This is a genomic window from Kaistella polysaccharea (assembly GCF_020410745.1).
GTDB classification, from domain to species: Bacteria; Bacteroidota; Bacteroidia; order Flavobacteriales; family Weeksellaceae; genus Kaistella; species Kaistella polysaccharea.
The window spans coordinates 1598161-1618384 of record NZ_CP084528.1; the positions used below are offsets into that span (position 1 = coordinate 1598161).

The following is a 20224-nucleotide window of genomic DNA, read 5'->3' on the forward strand; positions in this document are numbered from 1 at the left end:
GTAGATAAGGCGTACCAAATAAGGATACCCTAAATTTTGCACACTTGCCCTTTAGCGTTACCTTAGCCTAAAGAGTTTATATGAAAGCACGATATGTTAGAATTAGTACAGGAAATCAAAACGTAGCAAGGCAACTTGCAAAATCTTATCCTGATGAAAAGATATACATAGATATAATTTCGGGAACAGTTCCATTTGCCAAAAGACCTATGGGAGAAAAAGTAATTGAGGATATTAAAAATAAAAACATTACATATCTAACAGTTGCTTCGATCGACCGTCTTGGAAGGAGCCTAATAAATATTTTATCCACCATTTCAGTTCTAAATGAAGCAAACATTGTTCTAAAGGTTGACAATCTTGGTTTGGAAAGTTTAATTAATGGTAAACCAAATTCAGCCTTCAAATTGATTATTTCCGTCATGGCAAATATCGCTGAAATGGAAAAAGACACTTTACTTGAAAGACAGGCACAGGGAATCGCCATAGCAAAAGCACAAGGAAAATATACAGGTCGTGAAAAAGGTTCTGTTGAGTCGGATGATGTATTTTTAAGAAGGCACAATGAGGTGGTTAAAAATTTGAAAAAAGGGACTTCTATCCGAGATGTAGCAAAAATTTGTAAAGTAAGTCCTTCGACTGTCCAAAAAGTGAAAAATAAAATTGGATAACTTTATCCAACACAACTTATAAGCATAACAAAATTGAAAGGATCGTAGTATGATTTGAAAGGCAAATTTGGTGCGGGTAGATTAGATTTTAGAGCAGACCAAATCAAAAGAGATCTACAGTACCAAATATGATAACTGTTTTGGTGCAAAGTTTTATCAAGATAGAAGACAACAATTTCAATGTTCTAAAAAAAATGCTATTTTAGTTCCACATCAAAATCATGCTCAATGTTTGACGAAAAAACACAACAGGAATTATTATCCTATGTATACATCCTTTTTGATCCAAGAGACAGCAAACCATTCTATGTCGGAAAAGGAACTCAAAATAGGGTGTTTGATCATTTGAATTGTGCATTAATTGATATAGATATTTCAACTGCAAAATATGATACTATAAGAGAAATTGTTAGTGAAGGAAAGATGATCAAACATATTATTGTTAGACATGGTCTTACCGAGAGTGAAGCATATAAGATAGAAGCATCATTGATCGACGCCTTTATATATTGTGGACTTTTACTTTCCAACCAAGTGGGTGGACATAACTCAATAGGAAAAGGATTAATGACTACTGATGAACTAATCAGACTTTACAATGCGAAACCACTTCATGAAATTGGTTCAGACTGCATCATGATCAATATCAATCGGAAGTATCAACGAGGAAATAGCGTACAATCGATTCAAGATGCGACGAAAGAAACGTGGACTATACGAAAATCTCGACTGAACCAAATCAAGTTCGTTTTAAGTGAATATAGAGGCTTAATTGTGGAAGTTTTTGAGGTTATTAATTGGTACGAAAAAGAAAGAGGCTTTCTTCCAACATCTAAGAGATACGGAGAAACCAAAATTGGGTTTGGATTCAATATGAAAATAGCAAGTGAAGAAATTAGAAATCTGTATATAAACAAATCGGTTGCTCATACTAAAAAGAAAGGTGCGGCATCTGCAATTAGATATAATTTATAGTGAGTAAGTGCTTGAATTGGGTGTTAAAAAGAACCTGTTTTACGCTCACCGACCTAAAAAACACTTCCCTACCCCTATAATTACGGTGTGGTGAGGTTAGGTATATCCGCCCTCCTTACCTCCCTGCATAACTTAAACTGTATATTGGCTTCAGAATGCTAAAAGAAATTTTTGGCATAAAATGGGTCGAAATTCCAACTATGCTCCCTTCAGAATCGTTAATCGTCTTCAGAAATTTTAGAATTTTTTTTTCAAATTTTCCAAAATACATTGTTAACTATGTATGAGATTAGTCAATTAAGAAAAGATCAGTCTTCCACACTTTTCGTAGAACTGTTTTGATACATCCTTAATAATTTACCATCCATATCACCGTAATCTACTTTGTTGTTAAGAATATCTTTGATGTAGTCAAGTAATTTAGGAAATTGTCTTTGGTGAATTTTACAATGAGAATAGTGTTCTTCATAGTGCCACCACATATGCCTATTGAGGTTTAAGTCTTCGTCTTTAGTGAAAGGATTTGTCTTTTCACTGTTGTAATATAAGCATTGATTTTCCGAATCTATTAGTCTCTGCAAAATTAAATTTTATTATAATTAAAATATTCTTTTATTTCCAACCTGAATAATAATCATATTTAATTTTATGGAGATTTAAAAAATCAGTAAATAAATCAAAAGCGTTCTTTTTATTCTTTACCATACGATGAAGTTTTGATTCCAAATTTTTAAAATCCACTTCTAAAGCCATAAATACTTCCTCAACATCGTGAACTGTTGCGCATCTTTCATATTCTGAATCAGGATTTAAATCTTGTAAATCCATTCTAATTTCTGCTGAACTTACCTTTAACCAAATACAACGCCCGAATTTATCTGAAAATATCTCCATAATAGTTTGTCCCTTTTAGTTACAGTCTGTTTCAACAAACTGCTTCAACTCGACCTCAGATATTTTAAGAACATCACTCCAAGATCTATAATCTAATTTAAAACCTGAGTTATCTTTCATTAATCGTAATACTGAAATAACATCTTGTTGGAAGTCTTCATCAATTAATAAAGGATATAATCTAAAGAAGTTTGGTTTGTCTTCTCTCAATCTTATCAGTGCCTCCCAAAAGGTATAAGAGTATTCAGATTTTCTTTGGGTCGGTGGGATATCTTCCTCTTCAAAACCCATGTCATTTATCTCAAAATAATACCATGAGGTATAAGTTTCGTTATTATGAACTGAATAGATTGCAATCGAACCACCTTCAGCACCCAATTCAAAAACCTTTTGTTGATCTCTTAGTTTAGATAGTTGATAGTTTAGGAGAACTTTACTGTCCGTAATTGCGCCCTGACTGCTACCCATTACTTCAAAACATTTCGGACAATCCAATTCTACGATTGCAGAATCCATGTAGATTTCACCTAACCCAAGATCAGAACCTTTTCCTTCCCATTCACACTTTTTACAGGTGTAATTTTTTGTTTTGTAATCATCAAGATCTATACGCATAAGTAGTGTGCATCTATTAGCAATTTTTCTTCTCCAAAATATCCCCGAGAACAATTACAAAGTGACAGTTATCCGTTGTTAATTGGTCACAGTCCTCATCCTGCATTTCGATATAAACTTCTTTTACTTCCACAATCATTTGCGGTGCATCTTTGGTGTAACCAAGTTGGAATTTAACCGTCTCATATTGTTTACAGTCAATAAACTCTCCATCGTCACATATTGCAAGACGACTGATGTTATGATCAGTAAAAGCACGATACTCTTCAGTTTTCGTTCCCTCGAGAATTTCATTAAACCATTGTTTGGCTAAAACCAAATACAATTGTTTACCACTCTTTTCTTTGGGAGCAGTACTTTTCATTTTTCCTATATTATCTTTTACTCTTGGGGTGCTAACTTTTTTTTTTACAAATGTAACTTCACAAGCCTTACAGAGTCTTTTTTCCTGAACGTATTCATTGATATCATACCAACCACCTGTTTTCTGCCAAATGTCGAGACCTCGTCCTAATACGATCTTCCAACCGTTATTTAACTCGATGGAACGGTCATGAATAAAGTTGTCGAATTCATAAGTAAATAAGATCCCAACTGATTCTAAAGACATGGTCATCTGTTCGAAAGCATCTTTTGAATCCTGAACAAAATCTTCGTTGTTTATCGTTATAAGATGAACTTTCACTTCTTCATCCTGAGTTTTTTTCTCAGAAATAAGTTTGAGTAGTTCCATCAAATTTCTCAGTTGGTAAGGAAGCCTTACGTAAGGATCTATGATTTGGATATCCGTAGCACCAACTAAATAATTCCCGAATAAATTGTTGAAGGAAATCCCTGTTTGATTATCTCGAAGAATTTTCTGTCCTTCAACTAATTCTACTTTAAGTTGGATTTCAGAATTGAAATCACTTATCGATTCTGTATCATTGAATATTTCTGCTGACGGAGCGGTTGTAAGATGCTCCAACACTTCTAACGTCTCAACGGTAACAACTTTCCCTGATCCTTTAACCGTATAACTAAAATCAACTTCCTCAAAGGTTTCATCCATCACTTGAAGTTGGAGTTTTACCCTTTTTCTGCATTCTATCGCGAACTCTAAAAGTTCACGAACTTCCTCTTCAGTGTAAATTCCATGTGGATATATTACTTTCAGTAAACCACCTAATGTTTTGGTAACACCATCTTTATCTCTTGTGGTAATGGTATTTGATAGTTCAAAATATTTACTGTACTCGTTGTTCCAATCTTCTTTACGTAACTCTTTCAGAATCTCTGCAAGATAATCTACGATAAATCCATAGTTGGAAGTAAACATATCATTTCTTAATTTCTGAACTTCCCATCCTGGGAGATAGGCGTGGATTCTGTCCAAAAATGCGGTGTCATAATAATCTTTTGGAAGTGCATCAAACAGGTTGGAATGTTTTAACATATAGGAAACACTGTGATCTGTATTGCCAACAAAAACCATTGAAGCAGAAGCACCATAAACTTGAGTTCCACGGGAGAAACTCTTGTTTGCCATGTAATTCTTCATGATGTCGACCATACCACGGTCAACATTTTTAGATTTTCCTGCAAATTCATCATAAGCCACCACATCCCAATAACCAACCAAACCAATTTCTCCTGAACTGTTATTTACGAATAGTTTTGCTTTGGTAACTTCACCTCCTGAGATCAAAATTCCATGGGGAGAAAGTTCTGAGAAAATATGAGATTTACCTGTTCCTTTCGGACCGAGTTCTATAAGGTTATAATTGTTTTCTACAAACGGAACAAGACGACTTAACTGTAATAGTTTAGATCTGTACGTAAATTCATCAGGATTTAAACCCATCGTTTGCAAAAGGATATCAACCCATTCTTCTTTGGTGAAATTTGATCTTGCTTCCTTGAACTCCGCTATGTTTATGTTCGAAATCTGAATTGGTTTCAAAGACTCAATGATCCAAGGAGTGGAACCTTTCTCATCAGTTGAGACATAAGCCAAAGTTAGAATACACCAAACTCCATGAGTAAGAAGTTTCTGAAAATCAGTAACCACTTCTGCGGAAATCGGAACTGCATTTAGTCCCAAGTTCGCAAACGACGCCTCATACTGATCTTTCTTATCGTTCAGTTTAACCGAAACTTTATCAATAATTCGATGAGATCCTTTTTCACGAACCATCGATTTAATAATTTGTGCTTCATCTCGGTGTACAAAGTGTTTAGAGATTACAGATTTCACCGTTTCTACTCCCTGTACGATGGTCTCGGGATCATCGGTTGCACAATATTGACCAAGTAGATATTCCAACACATACATGGGTACAATGGCGTTTCCTTTTACCAATTTCGTAAGGTCTTTTCTTACAACCTTCCCAGGGAAATATTGGTTAAGTTTTATATCAAGTGCGTTCATAGTTTTATCTTTTAATCATCGAAGTCGTTGGTAAATGAAATGTTTAAAGTGTAATAAAACTCTTTATATTCTTTCCACTTGGTAGAATTCTCCACAGGTTCTTCTAAAACCAACCGAACTGTTTGGTTCTTATATTTTCCACTTGCCTTAGATGACAGTTGGAAACGGTATTTTACCTCTTTTTGTCGTTCGCTACCTTCTTCGATATCGAATTTAAATTTAAACTGATCACTTAATTCTTCACCATCATCTGCCACAATTACCGCACGGATAAATCTCGGTAACATCTGTTCAGTGACCAATTCTTTTTGCATAAAAGAAACTGCCAAAATATTAGTCGTGATCTTATCAGTTGATTTTATGATATCAATTTCGACGTTACTTGTCGTAGAAACATCTTTAACCGAAACTTTAATTACAGGAATTACGATTTCCTGCAAAGTAGAACCTCCATGTATAAATCTCGATCCTGAACCCTTTACTCTTAATCTATTAATAGACTTAGGAATTAACACATCAATTCCTGATTGTAAACCTAAATCTTCACCATTAAATTTCTTGGTTGCATTGTCATTAATCAAATTCTTCCCGATGATAAATCTCCTGTTTATGCTCCATAGTTCACCTGAATGATCTGATCTACTATAATCACTTTCATCAATTTTATTATCTTGATAGATAAATCCATGATCGGAAGTAATAATCATATTTTTTCCATTCATGGCATTAACTTTCCTCGTCATTTTCATGAGAAACGCAATTTCTTCCTCCACCGCATCAAACCCCTTTCTTTCCGTAACTTTATCGTCCCCCGTATTGTCAATGCGATTGTGATAAATATAGATAAGATCGTACTGCTTTACAAATTCCCTTCCTTCTTTTGCAGAATTCATACTCATAAAATCTTCAGCTCCAATTGCAGTTGTACGAGAGCCTGCGTTAGTCTGCAGAACTTTTGTTCTGCCTTGCACACCTTCCGTTGACATTCCGTCCGCCAACACAAAATCTGATCCTTCCTTAATGGTTAAATTATTATGTGGCAGTAACGAAGCCATGCCAAGTTTGGTATAAGACGGTAAACTTGAAACCATTGTTGATATAGTGGCTTCAAATCTATTTTCCGCCTGTAATCTTTTGGTAAATTCTACACCACATTCGTATCTAAAGGCATCAGAGATAATGACGAATAATCTGCGTTGCTTTTCAAATGATGATTTTATGTAGGTATTGTAAAAGTCCGACTGACTATTTTGTGGTTCCCACTTGGTCGTTTTATCGATTACTTTCTGCCAATTATTTCCATAAACCATCAACCAATCGTTGGAATATACTTTGTCAATCTTCTCCGATAATTCAGATAGTATTTTATTCTGATTCGTTTTTCTGTAACTCCAAACAAACTTCCTGTACGTTTGATCGATCTCATACAAAACATCGGAGTAATTAGTCACTCCTTCGTTGAAACTTTCGTATTTCGTATTACCGTATTTACGGATTAATGAGATGAGTTGGGAAGCATAAAGCAAACACAGATAGAAATTTTCATACTCCTGAAACCAAAACTTATTTTCTCTTTCCTTCACCATCTGTCCAACTCTTTCCACAGAAATATCTTCTTCAGAAATCAGATGCACCAACTCATGAATAATCTTCAGGTCAATCAATTTATAGGTGTCATCACTCAGAATATCTTCGATCACCGCTGAATTTAGTTTTGCTTCAACATCGGTATCGGTGGAAATCTTATCGGAAATCTTACCAAAATATTCTCTGTACTGAAAAGTATCTTTCCATAGAGAAAGTAAGAGTCGGGATTCTTTGGAGAGTTCAGTTTTCTTCCCCAAAGAAAAATTGTTGGAGAATACCTCCAAAAGAAAATCATAGATCGTTGGGGTTTCATTGAAATACTTGTACTTTCTTTCAATCTCTTTCCAAAAGAATTCTGTTAGATTGTAACGTTCAAGTTCCTTTTCATATCGATCACTGTTATCAATATATGCTGAACCGAAAGTGTGAACAAAGGTTGGAAGACTAATGTTTTCTGTCCCGAAAACCACTGCTAACATTTTATATCGAATGGTCAAGAAATCATCATCTTTATCTATGTATTCTTTTAATTTATTTCGTCTGTCTTTTGCTTTGAAGAACTCAAGATGTTCACCCACCAATTCTTTGAGATGATAACTCAATCCCATTTCCTGTAAGAACATGGCTTCCTGATCAGTTTGGAAAATGTAGTTTGCTAACTCTAAATCCAATAACCAATTCTCTTCATTCAATGGTTTTTTATCATTGAAGTATAATAAGAACTGATCCGTTGGAAACTGCTTAACCACGATGTGTTTTACTTCAAACTCATTTCCCTGCACGTGAATTTTTTTCACGTTTTCAAGTGACAGTTCGTTGTACTGATCCATGAGTTCTTGGTTCTCATCGTACCAAAAAATAAGTCGGTGTTTCCCGAAAAGTTTATGGAGTGCCTCTTCTATCTTGTTCATCGTATTTCTGCTGTACTAATCCAATCAAATTCTCTCACCTTTTTCTTGGTCTTGGCATCATTTAAACCTGCAACATCTTTGATTGCTTTACCAAACTTATTGTAGTTTACCAATACACCATCATCTAAATCAATGCTAATTCTTTCGATAGCAAGGGGACGTAATATTTCTCTTTCGTAATCTACCAATTCCATGATGACCAATTTCAGGCGGTCTTTTTCTTTCTGTGCTTTGGTTTGCTCGGCGGAAGATCCTGTTACGATGATGTGATCTAAGTTTTCAATTTTGGTATTGAGTTTTTCTCGGTACTGAACCAAATAGCCGTTCAATATTTTATTTAATGAATCCTGGGTGTATCGGTGCATGTAGATCAAAACGTTGAACGATCCTTTTGGGGAAGAGAACATCCAATAGATGGGTCTTTTCTTGTATCGTTTGATGTGGTCTTCATAGAAATCTTTGATAAAATATTTACGAATATCTTTGCCCAAAGACTCTTCTAAAAAGGCAAGATTTTTATCGAAATATTGCACCCCGAAACTTGCTTTTAAAAATGCATAGAAACGGTTGACGATATCATCCTCAAACCATTCATCATCTAAGACAGGGATAATATTATCTGCATCAGGAACAAAGGTTAAATGACCTTTTTCTTTACCAACTTTCTCTATATAGTCTTCTAAAGTTTCTCCCTGATTGGCGAGAATTAACCCTTCTTGATCTAAAGAATACCGACCAAACATGCAACCCACCGCATAAGAAATGAACTGTGCCATTATCTCTTTGGCTTGAAATACCAACTCACCATCTACTATTTTGGTCTCTTCTTTTAGAATGGTGATATCTTCGAAGGTAACCTCAGGTGTCAACTCATCTTGTAAACCATAAATCTCTATAAACTGACGGTTAAGTTCTTCCTCATTTTTATGTAACTGTGTGAATTTGTTTTTCCAATACAATTGGTAGAGATCGTAGGTTTCTTCTAATTCTTGAGATTTTAAACGAATGAATTCATTTTGTTGGAAGTCCCAGGAAGTTTCGTGGGAATTCCATTCTTGTTTTGAGATAGAAATCAATGATAAAACTTTACTATCAATATCAACTTGGTTCGAAAATATAATAGGTAATTTAGCAATATCGCCACTTAGCACTGATAATGTAGGCGAAAACACTTCTAAAATTTTTGCACTTATCTTTGAATTTAAGAAGCCTAATATATAGTTTAGGTCGCTTTCTTTCGGAAATGCCGACGGTCCCGAGGAAGAGAATATTACACCTTCACCAAAATACCTAAAAGTTGGAATGCCTGAAGTTATTCCTCCCCACGTTATTCCTTTTTTGAAATATAAATTTTCACTTCTTATCTCCTTAGTATAACTTCCCCCTTTATACTTTTTTACTATATATCTTTTGAGTTCATCACCATTATTAGACCAATTAATTACAAAGTGATTCATACCGTACCATTTGCATTTACCTCCACCTTTATTGATGATATTCCACTTTTTGTTTTCGGTTAATGAAATGTCTTTAGAATTACCCTCAAAATTTGTTCGCTCCCGTGACATCTCAAACCACAATTTTATAAATCTTGTATCATCCAAAGTAACAAGGCCTTTCCTTGGATTGGCTATTTCTTTTAATTTGTCAGATGAATGAAGTTTATCAATAAAGTTTTGATTCAACCAATATCCAATTGGACTCCCAGGAATTTTTTTAAAGTCGTTTTGATTGGCGGTATAAGAAATTTGTAATCCTTTTTCATCCACAAGTTCTACCACAGACGAAATTACGTCACCTTCACGATATTTATCAAAATTTATTTTTATTGTATTGTCTTGTTTTACTTTAAGAAAAATATCTCTTATATCTTCAGGATATAGATGTTGAAAATTTCTTTTATGTAGTTTAAAATAATTTGAATCTCTAAATAATATTTGATTTTGAATAATAAATGCAGTTGAACCCCAATCTATTCCAAATATTCCACGACCCATATGAAGTAAAGAATCAATATATTTTTCTTTAATTATTTTTACTCTCAATTTTTCAAAAGATGATAAAAAAAGCCAAGATGGAAGGTTAATCATGCCTAAAATACCTTTAGGTAAAAGCATATTTAATCCCGCTTCCATAAAACAAGTCATTAAATCCGCTTTACTATCAGGATAATTTTTCTTTACAAATTCACCCAAAACTTTGTTCATGTTTCCACCACCCATGTAAGGAGGGTTATCAACAATACAATGGTATTTTTTACTTAATGGTAAAAGTTGATTAACTGCCAATTTCAATCTTTCCAAAAGTTCTGCCTGAAAGACATCGGCTTTAGGATAAACTTTTTCTATTTGTAATAAAGCATTTTCGAGAAACTCCTCAGAAGATTTTGCTATCATTAAAGAACCGTAATTGGTTGCCTGTTCCATTACTTCAAGATCATACTGAAATTTAGATGATTTATCTAAATAAGTTAAAACCAAAACACTCATCAGTTCCTCTTTGGTAAAAGAAACATCCTGATATTGAAGAATATTTGGTTCAACTTCTTTCTTGAAAAATCTACGGTGGTAACTTCTTGCTTTCATCATGAGTGCCATTCCCGCTAATTGGGAAGCACGTTCATCGATTTCAAAACCGTGTAAATTTTTGGTAATAATCAGTTCAGGGATTTCGGTTGGGTTGTAACCTTCCTCTTCATAGATTTTATAAAGCAAATCAAAACCGTACACTAAAATATGTCCACTTCCACACGCCTGATCCAATAAGGTCAATTCTTCTATGGAATTTAAATTTAAATAATCCTCAGAAGTTACAGACGGTGACTCAATAAAATACGGCATGTGTTCCCGCAGTTTGGAATTGGGCTTGTTCTGTAACCACAATTTCCCAACCGTATTTTGTACCATATATTCTACGATCCATCGTGGAGTAAACAACTGTGTTGCGGCAGGAATATCTTCTTTCTCAACGGCACTCTTTGAAGCGAAAACTTCATCTTTCCTTTCAGAAATATAAAACTGATACAACCAACCAATGATTTCAACTTCCGCACAATCTTCGGCAGACATTCCATCCCTAAAATCCTGAATAACGGATAATTCAGACGTTAAATCATCAGGAAGAAGGAGTTCGGTGTAATCGTTAATCCGTTCAAAAAGGAAAGGAAATACGGAACTTAAATGATTACAGGAAGCGATTAAAAGATTTCGGTATGCTTCATTCTGAGAATCATTACTTGGGATTTTCCCATCTAAAATATCAAAAATCTTTTGACGGTCTAATTTCAGATCATCAGAAATATGACCTCTTTTTGCTTCGTCCAAAATCTCAGGTAAAGTATAACCATCATTGGGAGTTACGACTTTCGTTCCGATCGGTTGGTAATCGTTCACATCCATAAAACGCAACGCCATCAACCTGTTGAACCAAGTGTATGACACCCGATCCACGATTTCCTGTTTGGTGGATTTAGACAGGATTTCTTTTAATTTACTGACCTGTTCACTCTTTTCCCGAAGTTCAGGGGAATCTGTATTCAGAACATACTCCAACTTGGAACTGATTTGTTCCATGAGTTTGAGTCGGGTTTGTTGAGCGAACTTTTTTAAAATATTAGTATTCATGCCTTACAGGGAAATTCGTTTGTTTTCTTTGATTTTGTCCGCAAACGCTTTTCTAATGGCTTCTACGTATTCGTTTACATCATCTTCCGTTTTCAGTTCCGTTTTATTAAAGGTAGGTTTGATGGAAGATCCTCTTATGTATTGAATGTGTTTGATGACAGGTTTAGGTTGATCATCGTCATCCGTGCCGTCAGGATCAGGAGTAGGCTCCGGCGTTGCAAGGCGAATCATTTCGTTTAACTGCTTGGTGTACAGTTCATCTGATACGTAAACAACCGTATTTCTCATATTTCCAATATACCGCTGTCCTTTCAATTTGTTAATTTCATCTTCAAAAGGAGAAATAATTGCGTTCTGATCTGAATCTGAAAGACGGCTGAATTCCTCTTTTGATTTTATAATGGTTATAACCTCTTCCGTTTTTTGAATGGCTTTATTACGCTCTTCATTAATCTTATCCTGTAACTTTGTGGTGATGTTCTCGTGTAAAACTTTTGCTTCTCTTACCGTATTCCCTTTGTAAGGTGCTCGGTCTTCCATAACACCTTTTATTTCCGCAAACTCATTTCCCTCCACATATTCCACGTTGGATAAATCACTTTTAAGGAAGTTTGTAATTTTCTCATAGATCTTCAGTTGATCACCATTGATAAACTTCTTGATTGGATCTAAGATATTTTCTTTGGTATCCAACAGTTCGTCTTCAAAATCCTTAAGATTGGTTAAATAATAACTGTATTCATTATTTTTTAATTTATATAATTGATCTCTGAAATCAGATAGCACCTCAACAAATGGAAGTTCAGTTTTTCGCACCACCAAATTGGAAACATCGTTATACATTTCACCCAATTTCTCTTTAAATTCATTGGCAACTTCCTTGGCCTCAATCTTGGAAGGGTTTTCATCAAACGCTTCGGAGTAGGTTTGTTTTAGTTTGATAACCAATTTGGGATCGATCACTGCTTGAGGTTCTAACATCACATTGGCGTACGATGCTGAATTCAGTAACGCCTGAACCACTTCATTATCTTCAAGTTGATTAGAATCTTTTTTTAATTCAACTTTCCCTCTTTTGTAGAGTTGGGCAACCAAAGTCCAAACTGCATTCTGATACCATCCGTATGGTTTTTTAGCGAAATGGTTTTTTAAATCATTCAAAGAAGTACGATCTGACTGTCCTTTTCTTCTGTTGATAATATTTAATATTTCAGACTCACCTTCGGTCATGGTGTTATCATCGGTGGTAAACAAACTGTCTTTTCCACCAAAAATAACTGACTTAAAAGTATCCTCAGAGTATTGAACATTCCCCAACATTCTTAAATTGGTATAGACCGTTTTAACCAAATTTTGGAAAGAATTCACCACCATTGTTTTGCCGTCGGCTACATTTCCTGTTTGGATTTTTTCCCCGTTCATGTAAACCGAAGAATCTGAAAGGAGTTTGTTACCGAGGAGAACTAAGTTTCTTCTTCTGTCCACATTTTGGATTGCTTTCTCCTGAAGAATTCTCTTTACTTCTACTTTGTTGGAAGTGGATTGATTTTGTTTGCTGTACGTATCTGTCCGCAAATACATTTTCAAATCCTTCATAAAAGTTACGTTGGACGGCAGAACAATTTTCATCCCCGTGCTTCCCATCGTTTGTCCTTGGATCAGGACTGTTTTCGTATAATCAGAATAATTTTCTGTAATTATTTCTATGGCAAGTTCCTTTTCTCTGCCGAGCAAAATGCCGTCGATCTTACTTGTGAACTCATAATCTTGTTTAGTATCAAAGTATTTGATTTTACTGTCTCGAATTATTTCATCAAAGAAAATTTCCTTTAATAGTTGGGTTACTTTCTGTTCTTCGACATCGGTGTTTTTAATTTCCTGTTCAATGTCTTTTTCTTCATCGGTTAGGAACTCATACACATCACCGTTTCTCTGAACGTAGCTTTGATTCTCTAAAAGGTTTAGGGCTTCATCGATATCTTTTTCATGATTTTTAAGATCTATATCAATTTTATTGATCATTAATACTGAAATATTTCTTTTGGTTGTTTTAAAATTGCCGTAATACTTTACAAGGAATAAGGTTTTCAGAACTTTAATGGCAAAGTCGTTATCAATATTTCTTTCAGCCAATTGAATGGTATTTTGGATTTGCCCTTTCAGTTCGTTTCGTAAACCATCAAACATCAAATCAAAACTCACCAAAGTATTTTCCCCTTTCTCTTCAATATTCTGAATCACTTGTTGAAAAACGCCCAACATACTTCTTTCCCCGACTGAAGCATGTTTTCCCTGAAATGCATTATGCATTGCTAAAGCAATCCTACATTGTTGGAACAGATCAAACTGATACGGTATGAAGGGTAATTTATTGGCGAAATCGGTTTCCCCTTTAAATCCTTTGAACTGTACTCCTGAATCTGAGAAACTCAATAAAGTGTCTAAATGCGCACTTTCTTTTTTGAAGGTGTTCGCAAGATGTTGATGTGCTTCGGGTTTCTTTTTTAATAACCTTTTCTCAATAACTTCATCCACGTTTGCAGAAGTTAACGGTACTTTGATTCTAAAACGAGCCTGAATACGGGAGAAGTCATTCTGTTGACTTCTATTCATATCACCTACAATCTTCTCCATATCCTCCTGAGAGGTCACCAAAATCCATGAATGACCGTGTGTCACCGTCGTAAGAGATTCCGCAATGGTTTGAAGATTCAACATCAATTTGGTATTCTCTGAAATGAACTGACCTACTTCATCAACGAAGAAATTTAATCTAAAACCTGATGCTTTAGTTTTAACGTATTCATTTACTTTTTGAGCGAAGTCTTCGATGGATTGTTTCTGTTTACTTTCTAAGACATCCAAGATATCATCGTAATCGGACGGATTGGTGTCAAAAATTCCGCCTAATACTTCTGATATAGATTTGGTTATCCTTGGGTCAAAGTAATCGATTCTTGCTGTGTTCCAATCACTTCCAAGATTTTCTTCGAATTTAGATCTGAACTCATCATACTTTCCTTGCTTATCTAACCACATCTCAAATTCTGCCACGTGAGGTTGGAAACCGTAATACCCAACGTGGTCATAAAACACCTTATAAAATACTTTTAAAATAGCGGAAGGATCATCTTTGGTGGTGATCTGTGCTTGTTGATCAATGTTAAAAAGAATTGATTCTGATGGAATACGAGTTGAGGATACAATGTCACCTTTAAGCAAAACATCATCTTCTATTTTCTCTGCGAATAGTTCACCACATTTATATCCATCAACTTCCTTATTTTCTAAAACATAAGAAAGGATCTTCAATAAGTGAGATTTACCACTTCCGAAGAAACCTGAAATCCACACTCCGTTTGAACCACTATAACTTTTATAATTACTGAACAGTTCACCGATCTTTTTTGCAATTTCTTTGGTAATTACGTATTCCGCAACCTCTGTTGAAATGTGATCTCTGTCATCTGCCTTGATTACCGTTTCAATATTACGGTTGATGTCTTTCTCGAAAAAGTTTTTAATGATCATGGTTTTGCGTTGATTAAGTCAATGTTAAATGCTCGGTAATAATTGTCGTCTTTCATGGCACCGAAAAGATTCAGTGATGTTCCATTATAATCCCCAGGGAAGAAAATAACGGTTGGTGAATCTTTGGCGATATTCTGTAAATTGTTTAAAATCGTGTGAGATCTGATGTAAGGAAACACCAACCCAATGCCCGTCAAAAAATAAACACTCGATGGATTTTGGTCAATGATTTCTTTAATTTTGGGAGTCAGCACCTGATGGATGTTCAAGGTGGATTGTAACGCATTCAGAAACTTATCCTTCTTTTTCACCTTCTCAATTTCAAACATTCTTTCTACACCACCTTTGGACTCCAAAATATCACATACAATGTCGTAGAGATTCAATTCTAAAACACTTACTCCCGAGTTCTCCAATTTATTTTTTAGACCCTTTATTGAGTCACTTACTTCGGTCTCCATTGCAGGATCGTAAGCACTTATAAAAAAAGGAATTTCACCACCCAATGACTCTTTCTTTAGAAAGTTCGGTGATGAAATGATGTTGTATAAATGTGTAAATTTCTTTTTAATATCTTCCATTTTTAAATTATACTCTTTTAATATCAATATCAGAAATCAAAAAAATCTTCAACCAATTGGGGTTGTCTTTTGTTATGGTTTCTAATATCTTTGAATCTACGAATTGTGGTTGAATGGTTTTTGCTTTGACGTTATCGATAATTCCTGCCTGTTCGTAGATTTTAAAAATAACCATTTTTATTTTATTCTCCGTCTGTTGAGTCAAACTTTCCAATTCTTCGTGCTCTTGCACTTTTCCCCTGAAAAAACTAAGATAATCTCCATCTGTAATTTGATAATCAAATACCAAAAATTTGTTTCGAAGAACTTCAATCGTGAAATCTTTAATGAATCCATACGTTTTACAAATGGCAAGAAAACAAATTTGTTTTTGAGTTGGTAAGTCACCATCAATCAAGAGATCAACTTCATCGGAAGTAAGATTTCTCAATCTTTTAATCAGTTCAGCGTAATACTTTTTACCTGTTGCAGACTTGCCATTTCCAAGTATTTCTACGTAATTAAAGTCGGTGTTATCTTTTATTGCTTGAGCGATTAAAACCATTCCGTTAATCATTAACGATGCGGTGGTGAAAGAAAAACTATATTTATTTGTATCGGTCATTTAGTTTGGTCTGAAGGTGTAAAGATACTAAGGAAAGAGAAAGAATTCCAATGGAATCGGTGTACATTATTGAACAATTTTTTAACGCGTCAAATTTTAATAAGAGGCCATAGGTAAACGATAGCAAAAAAGTTAAAAAAAATGTTATAATTTATAGCAACTTATTTTTTATTATTGATACAAATGGTATCTATATTTGTCCAATGAAATTACAAGCGAGAATTAAAGAGGGCGCAGATTTGAAACAGGGTAACAAACCGCAATCGGTTATCGTACGGTTTGTAGATGATAAAGAAAAACAACGATTCGAAGTTCTATTTTATGACTTGGATCCATATCAGTTAGGAATTAGGTTATGGGACATTTGGGAACTAACGATAAAATGGAAATCTGAAATCTTCACCGACCCAAAGATCGAAGTGAGTTATTACTTCACCCATTTGGTTTGCACTAAAGCAAAACCAATCATGCAGATGCAGAAGTAAATATTGTAGCAAAATTTGTTACACTCTTCAGAATGACGATATTTTTTTAGTACTTTAGTTTGTTAGAGGGCAGAAAGTACAATGTAAAATGTAGAGCCATTTCGCTCTGTTATTAATAATTGAATTTGCGTAGTGATGGAAAGAGAAAAAGAATTCGACGATATTTTTTATGTTTTGATAAAGGATGGACATGAATACCGAACAGAAAAAATGGAGGTACGTGATCTATTGCCAAATTATTTGCACAAAGCATCTCAGTTATGTAACATCGAAAAAGATAATTACAAGGAATTTTATGATGAAATCAAAAACGAATTATTACCCGTCCTAAATAAAACATACAGTTATTGTTCAGATTTAGGAGATTCATTTATAAATTCTGAAATAAGTTTAAATAAGTATATAAATATTATTCAAAAATTTCTAATTACTTCACGAGCAGAGAAGGGTAATGAAGATTACTCTCATTATAAGAAAAGAGTGATTACTTTTTTATTAAAGCATAAAGAAAAATTTAATTATTTTTTGAATTTTGAAGAATTAAAAGTTGATGAATCTATTTTAATTTTGTCAAATAGAATAGGTGGATGGTCTAATCCTGTCTACAAAATATCGGATGACTTTTCAATTGAAGTAAAAAGTAATTTTGGTTATGGAAGAGCAAGTTATTTTTATATTACCGTTAAGTATAAAAATGTAAACATTACAAGATTTTCAGATTGGATTTATTACCGCTATGCAAAATTTTATGAAGTTTCACGTTATACAAAAAAGTACCATTACGTCGGAGATAAAAATAAAAAACTAATTTCTTATAAATCTTGGGTTCATGTTACTGAACTGAGTCGTGAGTTGATTAATTTAATCGAGAACGACTTACCACAGTTTATAAAGAAATATATAATTAATGAATGCAATCTTCTTATTAATGGTCTTCATTACATTTTAAAGAATGAATCTTTTAAATTTGATAACTCACATGACGGTCAATACACTGATGATTTACCCGACTTTAAAAGGGTGGATTTAAATGGAGAGGAATTAATAGAACTTCGAACTGAGAAAGTTGTCGGAGCATTAGATTTCATCTCTGAAATAAATGCTCTATCTGACTTAACTGATGTTAGCAGTTTCGTTAAAGAAATTGAGAAAATGAACGTTAATTTTTTTCCGATAGCGGAAAATGAATTTCTTAGACTCACTCCGATATATCTTGAAAAAAAGAAGGTAAACGATGACCATTGGGAGTGGTATAATAAGTTCATTAAAGATAGTTACATTGAAATTGAGAAGATAGAAGATGTAATGGTAGAATTTGAGGATGAAGATTTAATAAATTTATTAAAATCAAAAATTGATGAAATAAAATCTAAAATGCACATAGAGGGGCAATTAATGATGAAAAAACACAGTAGCACCAATAGACTTAGAATAAAGTATGAACTCTTTGAAGACTATATAGGCAAGTTCGAGAAACATAAGTTTTAAATTGATTTCACTGTGACTTATGATCTTTAGCTTAGTTATCTATAACTATTGTGCAAGTTAATGTTCCAAAAACATAATATACTCACTGAGAAGTTTTAAATACTTTAGACTTAAAGATGTTGCCGTAAATTGTACGAACTAATACTTTTTACAATGAAAACCATTTCAAAATCACGTTTTATTTCAGGTGTTCAGTGTAGCAAAAAAATCTACTTTGATTTTTACCGAAGAGATCTGAAAATTCCTGTTAATGACGCCACGCAAAGCATTTTTAATTTAGGACATAAAATAGGATCGCTCGCACAAAAGGCATTTCCAAACGGCAAAGATGCTACTCCTGAAAACTTCACCGACTTCACTCAATCTATCAGCAACACAAAACAGTGGATTCAAGACGGGGAAGAAAATATTTACGAAGCAACCTTTGAGGCAGAAAATGGTTTTGTAATGCTTGATATTTTACACCGAGAATCTGATGAACTTTGGGCTATAGAAGTAAAGAACAGTACTTCTGTAAAAGATTATCACTTGCAAGACTCTGCATTTCAATATTGGGTAATGACAAAAGCAGGTTACAGACCTGATAAATTCTTTTTAATGCATATCAATAACCAATATATTAAGGAAGGAGAAATTACCCATGAGTTATTCCATTTGGAAGACATCACAAACACGGTTATAAAAATGCAGAGTTGGGTAACTTCCAACCTTGAAAATTTGTTGCAAGTAATCAATGTTGAAGTTGAACCTGTGGTTTCCGTTGGTAATCATTGTGGAAATCCATTTTCTTGTGACTATAAACATCATTGTTGGAAACATATTCCCGAAAATTCTGTTTTCGAATTGACGAGAATCGGTAAGAAATCGTGGGATTTATATGAGAAAGAAATCCTGAGTATTGAAGACATTCCAACTGACTACCCACTATCATTTAACCAACGGCTTCAATATAATGGTCTCAAGAATAATGAATCACATTACGACGAAGATAACATCCGAAATTTTCTTTCACAATGGGAGTATCCTTTACACTTTTTTGATTTTGAAACCATAATGCCCGCTATTCCTATTTTAGATGGAACAAGACCCTACCAACAAGTTCCATTTCAATACTCTTTACACATTCTGACAGGAGCCGAGGAAGCAGGAGCAGAACATAAAGAGTTCTTAGCAGATGCTCAGGACTTCACTAATGGAGGAGTTGATCCACGAAAGAAAATGATCAATCAAATGAAGTTGGATTTTAGATCAAGTGGAAGTATAGTTACCTATAATAAATCCTTTGAGATAAGAATACTAAACGAATTGTCAAGAGATTTCCCCGAAGATGCTGATTACCTATTTAGTATTATAGATAGAATCGTAGATCTGTTGGATGTTTTCAAATACAGATGGCTATACACTCCCGCTATGGGAAGTTCAGTATCAATCAAATCAGTTCTACCCGCCATATCACCTGAATTTACCTACGAAAACCTTGAAATACAGGATGGTGGCAGTGCAAGTGGACTTTTCCTTGAAAGCGTATTAGATAATGACCACAACACTCCTAAATTGAGAAATAATCTTTTGAGTTATTGTGAAAGAGATACGTACGGTATGGTGGTTATTTATAAGTTTTTAGTTGAGAAGTTAAGGGCATCTTTGTCATGACTTTAGATCTAAACCTTGATTATAATGTTTATAAAATATTGACACTTTGTACAATCTTGTACAATTTTTATTCTAAACTTCGACTTATTTTTACATTAACATTTTTGTCGCTTAAAAGTTTATTGATAAAGTTCTACTTCATTATAAGTATTCTCGATGAAGGATTTTAAGCAATAAAATTAGCAACATAGTGGAG

General features: G+C 34.1%; 14 protein-coding genes. 5 read left to right on the top strand and 9 right to left on the bottom strand.

Annotated features, from left to right (window positions below; genetic code table 11):
- Positions 1–80: 80 nt before the first annotated feature.
- Both LC814_RS07470 and LC814_RS07475 read left to right on the top strand, forming a co-directional pair.
- On the top strand, positions 81–671 hold the full coding sequence (locus tag LC814_RS07470; protein ID WP_226063314.1) for a recombinase family protein: 591 nt from the start codon (positions 81–83) through the stop codon (positions 669–671).
- 228 nt (positions 672–899) lie between these two features.
- Positions 900–1646 (top strand): LEM-3-like GIY-YIG domain-containing protein, encoded by a 747-nt coding sequence (locus LC814_RS07475; RefSeq protein ID WP_226063315.1) that lies wholly within the window; start codon positions 900–902, stop codon positions 1644–1646.
- 308 nt (positions 1647–1954) lie between these two features.
- On the opposite strand, the gene LC814_RS07480 is transcribed toward LC814_RS07475, so the two are convergent.
- The 9 genes from LC814_RS07480 to LC814_RS07520 are packed head-to-tail and all read right to left on the bottom strand — an operon-like array spanning position 1955 to position 16402.
- Entirely contained in the window at positions 1955–2227 is a 273-nt protein-coding gene (locus LC814_RS07480; RefSeq protein WP_226063316.1) for a hypothetical protein, read from the bottom strand.
- A 31-nt stretch (positions 2228–2258) separates the two neighbouring features.
- On the bottom strand, positions 2259–2540 hold the full coding sequence (locus LC814_RS07485; protein ID WP_226063317.1) for a hypothetical protein: 282 nt from the start codon (positions 2538–2540) through the stop codon (positions 2259–2261).
- 15 nt (positions 2541–2555) lie between these two features.
- Positions 2556–3155, bottom strand: a complete 600-nt coding sequence (locus LC814_RS07490; protein ID WP_226063318.1) for a hypothetical protein — start codon at positions 3153–3155, stop codon at positions 2556–2558.
- Positions 3156–3171: 16 nt separating this feature from the next.
- On the bottom strand, positions 3172–5565 hold the full coding sequence (gene brxL / locus LC814_RS07495; RefSeq protein ID WP_226063319.1) for a BREX system Lon protease-like protein BrxL: 2394 nt from the start codon (positions 5563–5565) through the stop codon (positions 3172–3174).
- 11 nt (positions 5566–5576) lie between these two features.
- Positions 5577–8063 (bottom strand): BREX-1 system phosphatase PglZ type A, encoded by a 2487-nt coding sequence (gene pglZ, locus LC814_RS07500; RefSeq protein ID WP_226063320.1) that lies wholly within the window; start codon positions 8061–8063, stop codon positions 5577–5579.
- A complete protein-coding gene (pglX, locus tag LC814_RS07505) occupies positions 8060–11686 on the bottom strand; it encodes a BREX-1 system adenine-specific DNA-methyltransferase PglX (protein ID WP_226063321.1) in 3627 nt (1208 codons plus the stop codon). Before pglX ends, pglZ begins: the two co-directional genes overlap by 4 nt.
- A 3-nt stretch (positions 11687–11689) precedes the next feature.
- Entirely contained in the window at positions 11690–15217 is a 3528-nt protein-coding gene (brxC, locus tag LC814_RS07510; RefSeq protein ID WP_226063322.1) for a BREX system P-loop protein BrxC, read from the bottom strand.
- Positions 15214–15798, bottom strand: a complete 585-nt coding sequence (locus LC814_RS07515) for a DUF1788 domain-containing protein (protein ID WP_226063323.1) — start codon at positions 15796–15798, stop codon at positions 15214–15216. The genes brxC and LC814_RS07515 overlap by 4 nt, the downstream gene beginning before the upstream one ends.
- 7 nt (positions 15799–15805) lie before the next feature.
- The gene (locus LC814_RS07520) at positions 15806–16402 is read right to left on the bottom strand and encodes a DUF1819 family protein (RefSeq protein ID WP_226063324.1); all 597 of its coding nucleotides are present in this window, start codon (positions 16400–16402) and stop codon (positions 15806–15808) included.
- A gap of 203 nt (positions 16403–16605) precedes the next feature.
- Here LC814_RS07520 and LC814_RS07525 point away from each other — a divergent pair, with 203 nt between their 5' ends.
- From LC814_RS07525 to LC814_RS07535, 3 genes are all read left to right on the top strand, one after another.
- The gene (locus tag LC814_RS07525) at positions 16606–16887 is read left to right on the top strand and encodes a hypothetical protein (RefSeq protein ID WP_226063325.1); all 282 of its coding nucleotides are present in this window, start codon (positions 16606–16608) and stop codon (positions 16885–16887) included.
- Positions 16888–17022: 135 nt separating this feature from the next.
- On the top strand, positions 17023–18375 hold the full coding sequence (locus LC814_RS07530; RefSeq protein ID WP_226063326.1) for a hypothetical protein: 1353 nt from the start codon (positions 17023–17025) through the stop codon (positions 18373–18375).
- A 153-nt stretch (positions 18376–18528) separates the two neighbouring features.
- On the top strand, positions 18529–20028 hold the full coding sequence (locus tag LC814_RS07535; RefSeq protein ID WP_226063327.1) for a DUF2779 domain-containing protein: 1500 nt from the start codon (positions 18529–18531) through the stop codon (positions 20026–20028).
- Positions 20029–20224: the final 196 nt, after the last annotated feature.

Excerpts from the sequence above, each read along its gene's own strand:
- LC814_RS07525 (WP_226063325.1), top strand. The coding sequence starts at position 16,606 with ATGAAATTACAAGCGAGAATTAAAGAGGGCGCAGATTTGAAACAGGGT.
- LC814_RS07515 (WP_226063323.1), bottom strand. The coding sequence starts at position 15,798 with ATGGAAGATATTAAAAAGAAATTTACACATTTATACAACATCATTTCA.
- brxC (WP_226063322.1), bottom strand. The coding sequence starts at position 15,217 with ATGATCATTAAAAACTTTTTCGAGAAAGACATCAACCGTAATATTGAA.
- LC814_RS07485 (WP_226063317.1), bottom strand. The coding sequence starts at position 2,540 with ATGGAGATATTTTCAGATAAATTCGGGCGTTGTATTTGGTTAAAGGTA.
- pglZ (WP_226063320.1), bottom strand. The coding sequence starts at position 8,063 with ATGAACAAGATAGAAGAGGCACTCCATAAACTTTTCGGGAAACACCGA.
- LC814_RS07530 (WP_226063326.1), top strand. The coding sequence starts at position 17,023 with ATGGAAAGAGAAAAAGAATTCGACGATATTTTTTATGTTTTGATAAAG.
- LC814_RS07475 (WP_226063315.1), top strand. The coding sequence starts at position 900 with ATGTTTGACGAAAAAACACAACAGGAATTATTATCCTATGTATACATC.
- brxL (WP_226063319.1), bottom strand. The coding sequence starts at position 5,565 with ATGAACGCACTTGATATAAAACTTAACCAATATTTCCCTGGGAAGGTT.
- LC814_RS07470 (WP_226063314.1), top strand. The coding sequence starts at position 81 with ATGAAAGCACGATATGTTAGAATTAGTACAGGAAATCAAAACGTAGCA.
- pglX (WP_226063321.1), bottom strand. The coding sequence starts at position 11,686 with ATGAATACTAATATTTTAAAAAAGTTCGCTCAACAAACCCGACTCAAA.
- LC814_RS07535 (WP_226063327.1), top strand. The coding sequence starts at position 18,529 with ATGAAAACCATTTCAAAATCACGTTTTATTTCAGGTGTTCAGTGTAGC.
- LC814_RS07520 (WP_226063324.1), bottom strand. The coding sequence starts at position 16,402 with ATGACCGATACAAATAAATATAGTTTTTCTTTCACCACCGCATCGTTA.
- LC814_RS07490 (WP_226063318.1), bottom strand. The coding sequence starts at position 3,155 with ATGCGTATAGATCTTGATGATTACAAAACAAAAAATTACACCTGTAAA.